The sequence below is a fragment of the Phytobacter sp. RSE-02 genome, from assembly GCF_040578655.1.
Lineage (GTDB): Bacteria > Pseudomonadota > Gammaproteobacteria > Enterobacterales > Enterobacteriaceae > Phytobacter > Phytobacter diazotrophicus.
In genome coordinates this window covers 344,108-358,636 of the sequence record NZ_JBEULY010000003.1, presented here as the reverse complement: position 1 = coordinate 358,636, position 14,529 = coordinate 344,108, and the positions used below count along the sequence as shown (strand labels likewise).

The 14,529-nt window shown below is 52.0% G+C and carries 24 protein-coding genes; 21 read left to right on the top strand and 3 right to left on the bottom strand.

Features of this window, described 5'->3' with window-relative positions; all coding sequences use genetic code 11:
- Window positions 1-212: 212 nt before the first annotated feature.
- Both ABU190_RS08635 and ABU190_RS08630 read left to right on the top strand, forming a co-directional pair.
- Window positions 213-1,046: a TAXI family TRAP transporter solute-binding subunit gene (locus ABU190_RS08635; RefSeq protein WP_354691041.1), complete on the top strand. Its 834-nt coding sequence runs from the start codon at window positions 213-215 to the stop codon at window positions 1,044-1,046.
- Entirely contained in the window at window positions 1,043-1,195 is a 153-nt protein-coding gene (locus ABU190_RS08630; protein ID WP_354691040.1) for a hypothetical protein, read from the top strand. The genes ABU190_RS08635 and ABU190_RS08630 overlap by 4 nt, the downstream gene beginning before the upstream one ends.
- A 505-nt stretch (window positions 1,196-1,700) precedes the next feature.
- Here the strand turns inward: ABU190_RS08630 and ABU190_RS08625 are convergent.
- Both ABU190_RS08625 and ABU190_RS08620 read right to left on the bottom strand, forming a co-directional pair.
- Window positions 1,701-2,033 carry a hypothetical protein gene (locus ABU190_RS08625; protein WP_354691039.1) on the bottom strand — a complete coding sequence of 111 codons (333 nt, stop codon included), beginning with the start codon at window positions 2,031-2,033 and terminating at the stop codon, window positions 1,701-1,703.
- 92 nt (window positions 2,034-2,125) lie between these two features.
- Entirely contained in the window at window positions 2,126-2,323 is a 198-nt protein-coding gene (locus tag ABU190_RS08620; protein ID WP_354691038.1) for a hypothetical protein, read from the bottom strand.
- Between the two features lie 215 nt (window positions 2,324-2,538).
- Here ABU190_RS08620 and ABU190_RS08615 point away from each other — a divergent pair, with 215 nt between their 5' ends.
- The 5 genes from ABU190_RS08615 to ABU190_RS08595 all read left to right on the top strand — a co-directional run bounded on the left by ABU190_RS08615 (window position 2,539) and on the right by ABU190_RS08595 (window position 4,454).
- On the top strand, window positions 2,539-2,754 hold the full coding sequence (locus ABU190_RS08615; protein WP_047369739.1) for a class II holin family protein: 216 nt from the start codon (window positions 2,539-2,541) through the stop codon (window positions 2,752-2,754).
- Entirely contained in the window at window positions 2,754-3,290 is a 537-nt protein-coding gene (locus ABU190_RS08610) for a lysozyme (protein ID WP_354691037.1), read from the top strand. Before ABU190_RS08615 ends, ABU190_RS08610 begins: the two co-directional genes overlap by 1 nt.
- Before the next feature lie 16 nt (window positions 3,291-3,306).
- Window positions 3,307-3,519 carry a hypothetical protein gene (locus tag ABU190_RS08605; protein ID WP_354691036.1) on the top strand — a complete coding sequence of 71 codons (213 nt, stop codon included), beginning with the start codon at window positions 3,307-3,309 and terminating at the stop codon, window positions 3,517-3,519.
- A complete protein-coding gene (locus ABU190_RS08600) occupies window positions 3,516-3,977 on the top strand; it encodes a lysis protein (protein ID WP_354691035.1) in 462 nt (153 codons plus the stop codon). The genes ABU190_RS08605 and ABU190_RS08600 overlap by 4 nt, the downstream gene beginning before the upstream one ends.
- Window positions 3,978-4,229: 252 nt before the next feature.
- Complete coding sequence (locus ABU190_RS08595) at window positions 4,230-4,454, top strand: hypothetical protein (protein ID WP_354691034.1); 225 nt, start codon at window positions 4,230-4,232, stop codon at window positions 4,452-4,454.
- Between the two features lie 46 nt (window positions 4,455-4,500).
- Here the strand turns inward: ABU190_RS08595 and ABU190_RS08590 are convergent, their stop codons facing one another.
- Window positions 4,501-4,749 (bottom strand): hypothetical protein, encoded by a 249-nt coding sequence (locus ABU190_RS08590; protein WP_354691033.1) that lies wholly within the window; start codon window positions 4,747-4,749, stop codon window positions 4,501-4,503.
- A 129-nt stretch (window positions 4,750-4,878) separates the two neighbouring features.
- Between ABU190_RS08590 and ABU190_RS08585 the strand changes: the two genes are divergently transcribed.
- The 14 genes from ABU190_RS08585 to ABU190_RS08520 all read left to right on the top strand — a co-directional run bounded on the left by ABU190_RS08585 (window position 4,879) and on the right by ABU190_RS08520 (window position 14,523).
- Window positions 4,879-5,163 (top strand): hypothetical protein, encoded by a 285-nt coding sequence (locus ABU190_RS08585; RefSeq protein ID WP_354691032.1) that lies wholly within the window; start codon window positions 4,879-4,881, stop codon window positions 5,161-5,163.
- A gap of 10 nt (window positions 5,164-5,173) precedes the next feature.
- Window positions 5,174-5,407: a hypothetical protein gene (locus ABU190_RS08580; protein ID WP_354691031.1), complete on the top strand. Its 234-nt coding sequence runs from the start codon at window positions 5,174-5,176 to the stop codon at window positions 5,405-5,407.
- Between the two features lie 135 nt (window positions 5,408-5,542).
- A complete protein-coding gene (locus ABU190_RS08575; RefSeq protein ID WP_354691030.1) occupies window positions 5,543-5,737 on the top strand; it encodes a hypothetical protein in 195 nt (64 codons plus the stop codon).
- Between the two features lie 81 nt (window positions 5,738-5,818).
- Window positions 5,819-6,061, top strand: a complete 243-nt coding sequence (locus ABU190_RS08570) for a hypothetical protein (RefSeq protein WP_354691029.1) — start codon at window positions 5,819-5,821, stop codon at window positions 6,059-6,061.
- Between the two features lie 81 nt (window positions 6,062-6,142).
- Window positions 6,143-6,376, top strand: coding sequence for a hypothetical protein (locus tag ABU190_RS08565; RefSeq protein WP_354691028.1), 234 nt, complete (start codon window positions 6,143-6,145; stop codon window positions 6,374-6,376).
- Window positions 6,377-6,596: 220 nt separating this feature from the next.
- Entirely contained in the window at window positions 6,597-7,088 is a 492-nt protein-coding gene (locus ABU190_RS08560) for a DUF1441 family protein (RefSeq protein ID WP_317101631.1), read from the top strand.
- Complete coding sequence (locus ABU190_RS08555; protein WP_354691027.1) at window positions 7,088-9,208, top strand: phage terminase large subunit family protein; 2,121 nt, start codon at window positions 7,088-7,090, stop codon at window positions 9,206-9,208. The genes ABU190_RS08560 and ABU190_RS08555 overlap by 1 nt, the downstream gene beginning before the upstream one ends.
- Window positions 9,205-9,420: a hypothetical protein gene (locus tag ABU190_RS08550; protein WP_090089253.1), complete on the top strand. Its 216-nt coding sequence runs from the start codon at window positions 9,205-9,207 to the stop codon at window positions 9,418-9,420. The genes ABU190_RS08555 and ABU190_RS08550 overlap by 4 nt, the downstream gene beginning before the upstream one ends.
- Entirely contained in the window at window positions 9,420-10,934 is a 1,515-nt protein-coding gene (locus ABU190_RS08545) for a phage portal protein (RefSeq protein ID WP_354691026.1), read from the top strand. The genes ABU190_RS08550 and ABU190_RS08545 overlap by 1 nt, the downstream gene beginning before the upstream one ends.
- The gene (locus tag ABU190_RS08540) at window positions 10,876-12,891 is read left to right on the top strand and encodes a ClpP-like prohead protease/major capsid protein fusion protein (protein ID WP_354691025.1); all 2,016 of its coding nucleotides are present in this window, start codon (window positions 10,876-10,878) and stop codon (window positions 12,889-12,891) included. The genes ABU190_RS08545 and ABU190_RS08540 overlap by 59 nt, the downstream gene beginning before the upstream one ends.
- A 78-nt stretch (window positions 12,892-12,969) precedes the next feature.
- The gene (locus ABU190_RS08535; RefSeq protein ID WP_354691024.1) at window positions 12,970-13,293 is read left to right on the top strand and encodes a capsid cement protein; all 324 of its coding nucleotides are present in this window, start codon (window positions 12,970-12,972) and stop codon (window positions 13,291-13,293) included.
- Window positions 13,286-13,561, top strand: a complete 276-nt coding sequence (locus ABU190_RS08530; RefSeq protein WP_354691023.1) for an ATP-binding protein — start codon at window positions 13,286-13,288, stop codon at window positions 13,559-13,561. Before ABU190_RS08535 ends, ABU190_RS08530 begins: the two co-directional genes overlap by 8 nt.
- A 9-nt stretch (window positions 13,562-13,570) precedes the next feature.
- The gene (locus ABU190_RS08525; RefSeq protein ID WP_354691022.1) at window positions 13,571-14,128 is read left to right on the top strand and encodes a phage tail protein; all 558 of its coding nucleotides are present in this window, start codon (window positions 13,571-13,573) and stop codon (window positions 14,126-14,128) included.
- Complete coding sequence (locus ABU190_RS08520) at window positions 14,125-14,523, top strand: phage minor tail U family protein (RefSeq protein ID WP_354691021.1); 399 nt, start codon at window positions 14,125-14,127, stop codon at window positions 14,521-14,523. The genes ABU190_RS08525 and ABU190_RS08520 overlap by 4 nt, the downstream gene beginning before the upstream one ends.
- Window positions 14,524-14,529 lie beyond the last annotated feature (6 nt).

The window sequence follows — 14,529 nt, the reverse complement described above, 5'->3', positions numbered from 1 at the left end:
GTCAGGCTATTACGCAGAGGCCGCCATCTTTGGTCGCTGGACCGTTCCCTCTACTGGTCTGGTTGTGATTGCTCCGGTGACCGAAGCGATCCCGCGTCTGTGCCGACGCAACATCAAAAAAACGCAGAGCCTTTACAGGGGTGAGCCACAGGGAGTTTTGACTCTCTGCGTACTCTCCCTGGGCACTGGCTCACCCCTTAAAGGAAAGTCATATGAAAAGATTCACCGCATTAGCGGCGGTACTCCTCTGTGCGAGTTTCGGCGCAACAGCAACCGATATCACCATCACTACCGGGCAGCAGGGTTTAACGTATAACGCCGTTTACGGCGTGAACCTCGCCAGTGCACTCAGTGAATATGGCTACAAATCAACGGTGGTTCCCAGTAAAGGCTCGCTGGACAACCTCGATAAAGTTGCGAGCGGAGAAGCGCAGATCGGTTTTACCCAGGCTGATGCATACCAGTTCTGGCGCCAGCGCCACGGTAACGAAGCGCAGAAGGTAGACATCATCGGCGAGCTGGGCGATGAATGCGTGTTTGTGGCCGTGAAAGACGGCGGGAAGGTCGGCAGCGAAAGCGATCTGAAAGAAGGCATTAAAATCGCCGTGGGTGAACCTGCCAGCGGTTCTTATGCATCCTGGCAATATCTCCAGTCCCTCGAAAAGGATTACGCGAAAGTAGAGACCTACGCAAAAGGCGGCGTTCGTTCGCTGGCAAAAGTCACCACCGGGGAATATGACGCGTTCCTGTGGGTGTCGGCACCAGACCGCACGAATAAGTTTCTGGAGTCGGTAAACCAGAAGGGCAGCGGCCTGACGATGATCAGTATGAACGGCTGGAACGTCGACGATAAGTTGCCAAACGGCAAAGCGGTTTATGAGCTGAAAAAGGCGGTTACTGAATCTGGCTGGCTCAGCGATTCAAAAGTGAAAGTGCCGTGTACTAAAACGCTGGTGGTCGCAAACACTGATGCCGGTGATGACATGCTGGAAACCGCATCAACTGTGTTGCTCAAGAACCTTTCCCGCGTACTGGGCAGCAAATGATTAAGCGCATTGGCTGGTGGACACTCCTTGTCGCGTCTCTGTTTATTGCCTGGCGGCTGGCTGGCGTGCTTATGGATCTTGCTCTGCTGGGCATGTTCATCGTCATGCTGGTGGTCTGCCGGTACCGGCCTCATAAAGCTAAAAAATAAGACTGCACAAAAATTCCCTGTTGTATGAGGGGCTTTGTGGAGTGTTATGAAAAAAACAGGAAGTGACGACACCGTACACTCCCTGTGAATACAGCAACACGTCTGATTATATGTCTGTTAACGCCTGATAAGTGTGGATCAGATCACGAAAATGTACAAAGCTAAATTTTGGCGAAATGCTTTTATACCTGTGGTAATGTACTTCTGTAATAAATCCAGATTTGCGGGGTGTGTAAGGCAGGTTGCTGTTTCTGTAACTTACACCAACGGTACGCAACAGTCCTGCACATTCGGAATGCCTGGAATTATGCATAACAAATATAGAGATAACCCTGATTTATGACCTGTCCCGTGGCAGGTCTTTTTTTATGACTAAGGCTGTTGTTTTGTTTGAATGATGAGTTTAACTCATTGACGAATTGGTATTGGCAATTTTACATTGTTGAGGTGGTGAATCCCCCTATGCGGAGGGGCGTAAACAGCAGAGTAGTTACCCACTACTGTCTTACAATCCACGCGAGTCACGGTGGCTGACCAAAGACTCACCGGGAGGCACCCGGCGCCACATATAAAAATAATGAGCATACCCTGATTTATGGCCCGCCCCCTGGTGGGTCTTTTTTTGCTTATATTTGCCCTGGACCTTGTTTGTTAGCAGTTGACTAAACGTGCTGGCGTTTTTATATTTCTTTTGTGGTGAATCCCCCTGTGTGGCGGGGCGGAAACAGCGTCGTTTTTCCATTGCAGTCTCAAAGATCCGCGAGTTACGGTGGCTGACCAAAGACTCACCGGGAGGCACCCGGCGCCATAGATAACAATAGGTAATTGGTTGTGCCATAGTCACTTAGCCTGTTCGCCCGAGCAGGCTTTTTTTATGCTATTAAGAAGGATGAGCAGCAAACGCACCGCAGCTCTCTGGATGAAAAAGCTTTAGCGAAATTTCTTTATCACTTTTTGCAGCGCTGCTTCATAGAGTTGAATCTCTTCCACTGAATCGCTGGTTTTATAAATGAGATTGTACTTTTGGGTAAGATGTTCAATCAGCATACTTCTGCTGATTGGTAATGTTGAGCCTGAATGAAGGATCTCAAAAAGAGCTCTGCCGATGATGCTATCTTCATTTTCCATTAATTATCCGACAGAAGAAAAAGTCAGCATGACAGTATCCCGCAATAATTGAAAGGATAATCACTGTTTAACGGTTAATCCTCGCATTGAGCGGGTCTATTAATTTTTAGGACCCGAGCAGTCAACCCTCATCGTCTCGTTGTTAATTGCAGTCCGAGGGCCTGACCTTCCCTTTCTCACATCGCACAGCACTTCCCGAAAAGTGGAGGTGGAGTATGTATCGAATGGACAAAATAACAACTGGTGTGAGCTACGGTTTTGCCGGAGCAAACGGAGGATTTTGGGTGCTCCAGCTACTGGATAAAGTCTCGCCCTCGCAGTGGGCAGCGTTAGGTGTTCTCGCAAGTATTCTTTTTGGTCTGCTGACGTATCTGACCAATCTGTATTTCAAAATAAAAGAGGATCGGCGCAAAGCCGCCAGGGGTGAGTGATGGCAAACAGGGCAAAGCTTAGCGCGGCAATGTTGTCGCTCATCGCCGCGGGGGCATCAGCGCCGGTACTGTTTGATCAGTTCATCAGCGAAAAAGAAGGTAACGCGCTGGTGGCCGTTGTCGATCCTGGTGGCGTCTGGTCACTGTGTCACGGCGTAACGGTTATTGACGGTAAGCCTGTTATTAAAGGACAAAGAGCAACAGAGGAGCAGTGCAGGAAGGTTAACGCTGTCGAGCGCGATAAGGCGCTTGCGTGGGTAGGCCGAAATATCAAAGTGCCGCTAACTGAACCGCAGAAAGTAGGCATTGCGTCATTCTGCCCGTATAACATCGGCCCCTCTAAGTGTTTCCCCTCGACGTTCTACCAACGCATTAATGCTGGCGACCGCAAAGGTGCATGTGAAGCAATCCGCTGGTGGATTAAAGATGGTGGCCGTGACTGCCGGTTAACCAAAGGCCAGGCGAACGGCTGTTACGGGCAGGTAGAGCGACGGGATCAGGAAAGCGCACTGACGTGCTGGGGGGTGGAACAGTGAATAATAGGGTGAGTCCATGAAGATAAAATTTGAATTATCCACCGCGCATTTCGCCAAAGATCTTCGCCCTTCGCATGGTCCTCAATTCTGGCCGTGGTGGCGTTTAATTTCTTTCAGCGTTGTTCGTCAGGATATCCGCTCACCATCAACTGGACGGCGCATGTGGTTTTATACCCGCTGGGGTGCTGGCTATGTGGGTGTTTATATCGACAGGCGTGCAATTCGATGAGCCGCTTAATAGCCATTATTGCTACTGCCATTATCCTGCTGATTGTCTCGCTGGCATGGGGTGTTAATCATTACCGCGACAACGCTCTGAACTACAAAGAGCAGCGCGATAAGGCAACCAGCGCGCTGACTCTGGCGAACGACACCATTTACGATATGACAGTGCGCCAGCGTGAAGTCGCCACACTCGATGCAAAATACACGGGAGAACTCTCAGATGCTAAAAAGCAGCTTGAAGATCTGCAGCGTTGCGTTAGCACTGGTAAGTGTGGGTTGCGCGTCAACGCCAAATGTCCAGCTAACGGAACGGCCAGCGCCCCCGGCATGGATGATGCAACCGGCCCTCGACTTACTGACACCGCTGAACGGGATTATTTCACCCTCAGAAACCGAATCGAAACCGTCACAGCCCAACTGACTGGGCTGCAAGCGTATGTGCGTGAGCAGTGTCTGAAATAAAAAAATCCCTCAGGAGAGGGAAATCCGATCTTCTCCTGAGGGAAGCAACTGCATGAAAAAGAATCAATTTATCGTTACAACCATTATTTTGCTAAGGGTAAAGGATATATGATTTCAGAATCATCCTAGTTTTCAGTGGGGAACTATTAGCAAACTATATTGATTACATCCAAGCTTCATTCTTATTCCCTGGTAATTGTTCCTGCCGCTCTGTCCGAGCGGCTTTTTTTTGCCCAAACGAAAGAGGCCAAAATGACCGTTCGCGCCAAGTTCCGTTGTCACTTCATCCAGAAGGCTGATGACAATTCTCATTGCACTGTCCATATGAGTCCTGTCACCAACGAAACGCCAGAAAATAAAACCTGGTCAAAGTACACACCAGGCGGCCTGCTGCAAATGCACATCTCTAACCCTGCTGCGTTCAGCCAGTTTGAGCAGGGTAAAGAGTATTACATCGACATCAGCCCAGCCAATTAACTGGCCTGCAGGCGTATGTGCGTGAGTAGTGTTTAAAGTAATGAATTTACCTGCGTTTAAGAGTTTCCATAAAAGACTCCTTATGCGCAGCTAACTCAAGCTCAAGCCGATCTTTTTTATTGAATCCAACAATCATATGTGGCCCATAGCGATCGGCATTTTCTTCATGATTGTAATAGATGACGAAGGGGATTTGGTTTTTGTAATCACTCTCTTTAGCATCCACTACGCATTTGTATGGAGAAAAGTAACTTTCAGTGATTTCCTTTGCTTCTTCCCAAGTAATAAACCCCATAAATACCTCTCATTGAAAGCTATTAAGTATTAATACCGTGTGTTTATGGAACATCATCGCCCATTATAAATGATAAAAGTTCGCCATTCCTTATGACATGGCATAACCCATCCCGAGAAAGGTAACGCAATGAGCGAAGCAAAACCGCAGGACGGCAGTACTGTTAAGGGGTATAGAACCCTGGACGCCGACGATATCGCGCAAATGAATGAGCTGAAAGAGATTAGCCGTAATTTTTGCGAAACTCTCGACCTTGAACGCACGCACCTATCTCTGGAGGTTGTAGAGAGTGGCAGCCAGGCTGAAACAGAGCGTGCAGAAGCGCTGCGTTGTCTGGCGATTGCCCGAACCAAAATGCAGGAAGCTTGCATGTGGGCTTGCCGCGCTGTTGCGCGCCCTGACGCTGACTGCTGAGGATTTCATAATGCAGGTGAAACATCTAAGCGAGGCATATAGCATTTCAAAGCAGGTTGCTGAATTGCATCGGACGCGGGGCATTATTGCCGGTGGTGCAGGTCTTGGCATAACTATCCAGTCAACCTATCAGGATGATACTTTCATCGAGAACATCCGCCCATACGTCCTTGATGAGCTTGATCGCCGCATAGCGGAAAAAAATGAACTTCTCGAATCGTTGGGCGTTTCCCTTGAAGCGTAACGGGCATTACAGCAGGCATTCACTGAGTGCCTGTGATAATGCTTAGTTGGGATGATTCTTATATGTGATCTAAGCTTTCAGTCAGTGACTACGTCACTATTTGACCAGTTACTGAATAGCAAAGGAGTGTTGTAGATGACTGACAAATCAATGAATCAGAGAATCATCGCCATACAAGGTAAAAGCTACTTGGTGTCATGCCATCAAAAAAGCACAGATGTCTGGGTGGCTATAGGGGATTTTAACGACAAACCTGTAAGGGAAAAGGGAGACTCGAAAGAAGAGGCTTTTGCTAACTGGCAACGAGTGGTTTTATTCCTGGCTAAATAACTCCTCCCATCATTCCTGAGCCACTGGCGCCCGCTGGTGGCTTTTTTATTGCGCCTTCGTGCGAACCCTAACGAGCTAGAAATGAAAAATCTCAAAGTTACCATTAACAACCTGATGGAGGTTGCCGATGGTATTGTCCAGGGGGCAAACGTAACGTTTACAGTAATCCAGGCCGGAAAAGTATTGGTTGAAGATTCGCTGTCAGGTAAAGCTACCGGGCCTTATGAAAGAAATTATGAAGTAATGGGATCCTATGCGGATGTGGTTGTGGAACACAACCGCCCTGACTTGCCACACCTGTCAATCACTGCTGCCATTGTTTAGCCTCATTTAAGCTTCACACAAAGCAAGCCAGCCTCGCTAATGCGGGGCTTTTTTACAACCAGAAGAAGCAGGAGAAGAAGCATGTTAACAGTAAAAGTCATGTCACCGGGTGGCGGTGAAGAGATTCATTGTGGTTTAAGCGTCTTCAATGTTGAAGCGGCGAAAGCAGAACACGCCAGACAAGAAGCGATGATGATCGAACTGGCCTCTGCTCAGGCTGCTATTACAGAAAGAATTAACCAGGCCGTGAATGATGCCATTGCTAATGCACTCAGGCCTGGTGGTGTGCTATACACCTCCCGCACCAGGACCTGAATACCTCCGTCTGGACGTCAAAACACCCTCCATATGCAAATGATAATCCTTATCATTTGAGCGGGTCCTCCCGGAGGGGGCCTTTGCCACGGGGCGGCGGACTCGCGGGAATCGGCTGGTTTTCATATTTTATAGTCATCATCATCATGTATGCAGGTTATTGATTTTCCGGGACCCGGCTAATCAATGATGTCGAATCGTACAAAAAGTGTTCACCATCATGGACCAGGAAATCGCGGCCTTAAAACTCAATATCAACCAGCTAGCCGGGATCACTGGCGTCCATCGCCAGACGGTTGCCGCCAGGCTGAAAAATGTTGCTCCGGCAGCAGGCAGTAACAGCAAGCTCAAGCTTTATCTGGTTACCGATATTCTGAGCGAACTGATGATCCCCACCGTTTCCACGGCAAACGTGGAAGAGATGGAGCCAGCAGACAGGCTCGCGCACTGGAAAGCTGAAAACGAGCGGCTGAAATTTGAGGTCGATACGCAGCAACTTATCCCCGCCGAAGATGTTGCCCGAGAATTTTCACTGATGGCGAAAGCCGTCGTCATGGTGCTTGAAACACTCCCGGACATTCTTGAACGCGATTGCGCACTTACGCCAGTTGCGGTGTCACGCGTGCAAAACGTGATTGATGACCTGCGCGATCAGGTCGCACAAAAAGTAATGGACGCTGAACCAGAGGAGGATGAGCCAGAGGAGGACTGATGGCAAAAAGGGCATCAGCCAGGGGGATCCGACGTGATGTCTCCGGTATATTACGTGCCCCGCGTCGTATGCAGGTGGCCGATGCGGTCAGCTCATATATGCGTGTGCCGATGGGGGCGGGGAACTCCGTACCGTGGGATCCGAATCTTGCCCCTTACATAATTGAGCCGATGAACTGTCTGGCATCCCGTGAATACGATGCCGTTGTGTTTGTCGGTCCTGCCCGAACCGGGAAAACCATCGGTCTGATTGATGGCTGGATTGTCTATAACATTGTCTGCGACCCCGCTGACATGCTGGTTATCCAGGTATCCGAAGAGAAAGCGCGCGAGCACTCGAAAAAGCGACTCGACCGCACTTTCCGCTGCAGCCCGGAAGTGAAATCACGGCTCAGTCCACGCCGTAATGACAACAACGTCCACGACCGCACATTTCGCGCCGGTAACTACCTCAAGCTCGGCTGGCCATCAGTCAATATCATGTCGTCGTCTGACTATAAAAGTGTGGCGCTGACGGACTATGACCGCTTTCCGGAAGATATCGACGGGGAGGGTGATGCCTTTTCCCTGGGGTCGAAGCGTACCACCACCTTTATGTCCAGTGGTATGACGCTTGTGGAAAGTTCCCCAGGCCGGGACATCCGCGACACAAAATGGCGCCCCTCGTCTGCGCACGAAGCGCCCCCGACGACCGGGATTCTGTCGCTATTTAACCGTGGTGACCGCCGTCGCCTTTACTGGCCGTGCCCGCATTGCGGGGAATATTTTCAGCCGGAAGTCGCCAACATGACAGGCTACCGTGATTCTTCGGATCCTGTTCTGGCAAGTGAATCCGCCTATCTCCAGTGTCCTGCATGTAAAGGCAAAATTACGCCGGAGATGAAACGCGAACTGAACATTCGTTCTGTCTGGCTACGCGACGGGGAAAAAATAGACTGTGACGGCAACAGATATGGCGAGCCGCGCCGCTCGCGTATTGCGTCATTCTGGATGGAGGGACCAGCCGCTGCTTACCAGACCTGGGCGCAGATGATTTACAAATTCCTGACTGCTGAGCAGGAGTATGACGCCACCCAGAGTGAGGAAACGCTAAAAACGGTTGTTAATACCGACTTTGGTCGGCCATATCTTCCCCGCGCTAACCTCGAACAGCGTAAGAGTGAACTGCTTGAGCAGCGCGCCGAGGAAATACCAAAACGCACCGTACCTGACGGCATTGAATTTCTTATGGCGACGGTTGATGTGCAGGGTGGTAAGTCACGGCGATTCGTGGTGCAGGTTACCGGCTACGGTGAACAGGGCGAGCGGTGGGTGGTTGATCGCTACAACATCCGGCAGTCCTTACGGGCCAGTGAGCACGGCGAATGCTATCCCATTGATCCGGCCAGTTACCCGGAGGACTGGGATTTACTCCTGTCCGACGTGTTCGAAAAGTCCTGGGCTCTGGCAAGCGACCCGACAAAACGTATGCGCCTGATGGCAATGGCGGTCGATTCCGGCGGTGAGGATGGTGTCACCGACAACGCCTATAAGTTCTGGCGCAAATGCCGCCGGGAAGGGCTGGGCAAAAAGATTTATCTCTTTAAGGGGGACAGTGTCCGCCGCTCAAAACTCATCACACGCACATTCCCTGACAACACGGACAGGTCAACCCGTCGCGCAAAAGCCGCAGGCGATGTGCCGCTTTTTCTTCTCCAGACCGATGCACTGAAAGACCAGGTGAATAACGCCTTATGGCGCGAATCCCCCGGACCGAACTACGTGCATTTCCCGAAATGGCTCGGTAGCTGGTTCTACGACGAGCTGACGTATGAGGAGCGTTCACCTGATGGAAAATGGAGTAAACCGGGTCGCGGTCCGAATGAAGCCTTTGACCTGCTCGTCTACGCCGATGCGCTGGCAATCCTTCATGGCTACGAAAAGATTAAATGGCCGAATGCGCCAGACTGGGCACGGCGGCAAACGTGGCTGGAGAGCGCGCCGCCGGAAACTGGCGAAGCGCCACCCCCGCCTGCTGCACCGCCCGTTACCCGAAACACGAAAGCACGGGACAACACCGTGACGGAAACCGACGACCAGGCATCAAACCCCTGGGTCACAGCGACAGGAGGCTGGTTGTGAAACGAAGTGATATCGAGGCGATGGTACAGCGTTACGTTGAAGCTGAGATGGCTGTCCTTGACGGGAAGTCCATTACTTTCAATGGGCAGCAGATGTCCTATGAAAATCTGTCTGAAATCAGGAAGGGGCGGCAGGAGTGGGAGCGGCGGCTTGCCGACAGTGACAGGCAAAGCCTGGGGCGACCCGGCTATAAACTGGCGAGGTTTGGCTGATGTCTCTACTGGATGATGCAATTGGTCTGATTTCGCCGGGCTGGAAGGCTGCGCGTCTTCGCTCACGTGCAGTAATTCAGGCGTTCGAAGCGGTTAAGCCAACCCGCACACACAAGGCACGCCGCGAGAATCGCTCCGCTAATCAACTTAGCCAGAATGGCGCAGTGTCTTTGCGCGAACAAGCACGCTGGCTGGATAACAATAACGATCTGGTTATTGGCATTCTGGACAAACTGGAAGAGCGTGTGATTGGTTCTGAGGGCATCATTGTTGATCCGCATCCGGTGCTTAAAAACGGCAATATTGCGAAAAAGTTTGCCAGCCAGATTCGCTCCGCATGGGCGGAATGGTCTGTTTCGCCTGATGTCACCGGGGAATTTACCCGCCCTATGCTCGAACGTCTTTTATTACGCAGTTGGTTACGAGACGGGGAGGTGTTTACCCAGCTTGTCAGCGGCAATGCCATGGGGCTGTCACCCGTAGCCGGGATCAGTTTCTGGCTGGAAGCTCTGGAGGCTGATTACGTACCAATGCAGAGCGACGAATCACAGGGGCTCATTCAGGGTATTTATAAAGACAACTGGGGCAGGCCAAAAAAATACCAGGTGTACAAGACCAGCCCGGTGTCAGGCCGGCAACTGGAGACCAAAGATGTGGCAGCGGAAAACATGCTGCACCTTAAATTCACCCGCCGCCTGCACCAGGCCCGTGGCACGTCGTTGTTTTCTGGTGTGCTGATGCGCCTGAGTGCCCTTAAAGAGTATGAAGACTCCGAGCTGGTGGCCGCGCGTATTGCGGCGGCGCTGGGGATGTACATCAAAAAAGGCGACGGTCAAAGCTATGGCGATGATGCGGGGGCACCTGCCCAGGACGGTGATCGCGACCTGCTGATTCAGCCGGGGATGTTGTACGACGACCTTCGTCCCGGAGAGGAAATCGGGATGATCAAATCGGACCGCCCGAACACCAACCTTGAATCATTCCGCAACGGTCAGCTACGTGCCGTTTCTGCCGGGACCCGCATCAGCTATTCCAGCGCATCCCGAAACTACGACGGCACCTACAGTGCCCAGCGTCAGGAGCTGGTGGAGTCCACTGACGGGTATTTTGTCCTTCAGGACTGGTTTATCGGTTCGGTGACCCGCCACATTTACCGCGCCTGGCTGAATCTGGCGATCCTCTCCGGGAAAATCACGGTTCCTCGCGGCCTGGATATGGACACGCTCTATTCCGCTGTCTATTCCGGGCCGGTGATGCCCTGGATTGACCCCGCAAAAGAAGCGAACGCCTGGAAAATACTTATCCGTGGTGGCGCGGCAACAGAATCCGACTGGGTCCGCGCGCGGGGCAGCAATCCTGACGATGTGAAACGCCGCCGAAAAGCGGAGATCGATGAAAACCGCGAACTGGGACTGGTGTACGACACCGACCCCGCCAATGACAAAGGAGGCACCAGTGCCGAAGCAACAACGAAACCGGGTGAGCCGCCGCCCGAAAGCCAGCGTAAAAAGTAATTCATGGTTCCGCATGAAGGCGCTCGCAGCGGATGAAGCGGAAATTTATATTTATGACGAAATCGGTTTCTGGGGGGTAACGGCACGACAGTTTGTCAGTGACCTGCAGGCGCTGGGTGATGTCAGCCACATTAACCTGCATATCAATTCTCCCGGTGGCGATGTCTTTGAAGGTATCGCCATTTTTAATGCACTCAAATTCCATGGCGCGGCAATCACGGTGCATATCGATGGCATCGCCGCCTCTATGGCGTCGGTTATCGCCATGGTCGGCAACCCGGTCATCATGCCGGAAAATACCATGATGATGATCCACAAGCCGTGGGGGTTTGCAGGCGGTGACGCGAACGATATGCGGGATTACGCCGATCTCCTGGACAAAATGGAGTCTGTTCTGATCCCCGCATATGCAGAAAAAACAGGGAAATCGGCAGAAGAAATCGCGGCCATGCTGGAAGACGAAACCTGGATGAACGGCAGTGAATGTGTTGCCCAGGGATTTGCAGACCAGACCACACCATCACTGCAGGCGATGGCCTGCATTCAGTCAAAACGTATTGAGGAATTTGAAAAGATGCCTAACGCTATCCGTAATATGATCACGCCGCCGCGCAACACCACGGCGCGTGAACCTGCGAACCCGGCAACCCCGCAGCAGCAACCGGCAGCTCCTGTTCTGGACGAAAATGCCATTGTCGCGCGGGTTGTGGCTGAACAGAAAGCCCGTGTAAGCGGAATTCAGGATGTGTTTGCCATGTTCGGTGGTAAACACCAGGAACTGCAGGCCGCCTGCATCAGCGATGTCGAATGCACTGTCGCTATGGCGAAAGATAAGCTACTGGCCGAACTGGGCAAAGACACAACCCCGTCAAATAAAAATAACCAGCCCCACATTTATGCGGGTAACGGCAATATCGTCGGCGATGGCATTCGTAAATCCCTGATGGCCCGCGCGGGTTATGAAGCGCAGGAAAAAGATAACTTTTATAACGGCATGACGCTGCGCGAACTGGCCCGCATGGCGCTGACTGAGCGCGGTATTGGTGTTTCAGGTCTTAACCCGGTACAGATGGTGGGGCTTGCGCTGACGCACAGCACGTCTGACTTCGGTAACATTCTGCTGGATGTGTCCAATAAGTCGCTGTTACAGGGCTGGGAAGAAGCGTCAGAAACCTTCGAATTGTGGACGAAAAAAGGCAGCCTGAGCGACTTTAAAACCGCTCATCGTGTCGGCATAGGGGGCTTCCCGTCATTGCGCGAGGTGCGTGAGGGTGCGGAGTATAAATACGTCACCACCGGGGATAAAGCTCAAACCATCGCGCTGGCAACCTATGGTGAGATCTTCTCTGTCACCCGTCAGGCCATCATCAACGATGATCTCAATCAACTGACCGATGTCCCCATGAAAATGGGGCGCGCGGCTAAAGGGACTATCGGCGATCTGGTTTATGCCGTTCTGACAGGTAACGCAAAACTGTCTGACGGTAAGGCGCTTTTCCATAACGACCATGCGAACCTCAGCTCAGGTGCTATCTCGGTATCCAGCCTGGATGACAGCCGTAAACTGATGCGCCTGCAAAAAGAGGGTGACCGCTCTCTGAATATCCGTCCTGCATTTATCCTGGTGCCCGTGGCACTGGAAACGCTGGCAAATCAGACCATCAAATCCGCCAGCGTTAAAGGGGCTGATGCCAACTCCGGGATTATGAACCCCATCCAGAATTTCGCCGAAGTCATTGCCGAGGCGCGGCTGGATGAGGCCGATCCAAAAGCCTGGTACCTGACTGCAGCGAAAGGAAGCGACACTATTGAGGTGGCCTATCTCAATGGTGTGGATACCCCTTACATCGATCAGCAGGATGGCTTTACCACTGATGGTATTGCCACGAAAGTGCGTATTGATGCAGGCGTGGCCCCGCTGGACTATCGCGGTCTGACGAAATCCTCCGGCCAGTAATCACCGACGAGACAATCGCGCCCGAAAGGGCTTTTTTTATGCCTGTAAAACGGCTCCCCGGAGCCGTGGAGATCTTCTATGAAAAATTATGTTCAGGACGGTAACACTATTCCTGTTACCAACGATGGCACAGAGGTTATTGCCAGCGGTTCACCCGTTGCTCTGGGTGATCTGGTTGCTGTTGCCATCACGGACATCCAGCCTGGTGAAACTGGTGATGGAATGGCGCGAGGGGTCATGTCGTTACCCAAACTTGCGGCAGACAACATTGCCCAGGGCAAAACCGTTTATCTGAAAAGCGGCAAAATCCAGCTCGACAGCGCCAGCGCCACGCCTGCTGGCAAGGCATGGGAAGCCGCAGCAGCCAACAGTACAACCGTACTGGTTCGCCTCAATGGCTAATCCCTTCGAACAAATGGCGGCGCGCATGGATGCCGCTACCATTCGTTGCATGGGCGCTCCGGTCACTATCAATGGCATCGACTATGTCGCGATAGAAAGCCATTTTGCACCCGAGATGGGGCCGATAACCGGAGATGGGATCTCGCTGGTGGTGTTCAGTGAAAACTACCATCCGCGACGTAATGACGCGCTGATCTGGAAAGGCACGGAGTACAAAGTTACGCGCAGCCAGTTTTTTAACGGTAAGCCACAAATATGGATTGAATAGGAGGTTGTCATGTCCGCTATTAACGGGCTTGAGCAGGCAATTGCAAACCTCAGCAGCATCAGTAAAACGGCGGTCCCCCGTGCTTCTGCTCAGGCTGTTAACCGGGTCGCGGGGCGCGCCGTCAGCCGAAGCGTCCGCACTGTCGCAACGGACACGAAGGTGCCGCGTAAGCTGGTAAAACAGCGGGCGAGGCTGAAAAAAGCCACGGTCAGCAAACCCAGGGCAACAATCCGGGTCAACCGGGGGAATCTTCCTGCGATTAAGCTGGGTGTGGCAAGCGTGAGACTTTCACGGCGAAAACGCGACAAACAGGGCGCTAACAGTGTCCTGCGGATTGGCCCGTTTTCATTCCCTGGTGGTTTTATCCAGCAACTGAAAAACGGTCGCTGGCATGTCCTGCGGCGAACAACGAAAAGCCGCTATCCCGTGGAGGTGGTGAGTATTCCTCTGGCGTCCCCGTTAACCGAGGCGTTTAAAGCGGAGACAAACAGGCTGATGCAGTCCGATATGCCTAAAGAGTTGTCTGCTGCGCTTAAAAACCAACTGCGACTGGTATTAATCCGATGAAACACCCTCAAATCCGCGCTGCCGTTCTGGATGCGCTTAAAGACAACATCACTGATTCTGTTACCTGGTTTGATGGCCGTCCGGCATTTCTTGAGGTTCAGGATTTGCCTGCCGTCGCCGTCTACCTGACCGATGCGCAATTTACTGGCGCAATGGTGGATGAGGACCAGTGGTCAGCAACGCTGCATATCGAAGTCTTCCTTAAGGCCGATCTGCCTGATGCGGCGCTGGATGAATGGATGGAATCAAAGATTTATCCCGTCCTTTCAGACATTCCAGGTCTGTCCGATCTCATCGAGTTGATGGGGCCACTCGGCTATGACTATCAGCGCGATGACGAAATGGCGACATGGGGATCGGCAGATATGCAGTATTCAATCACCTATATTATGTGAGGCAAC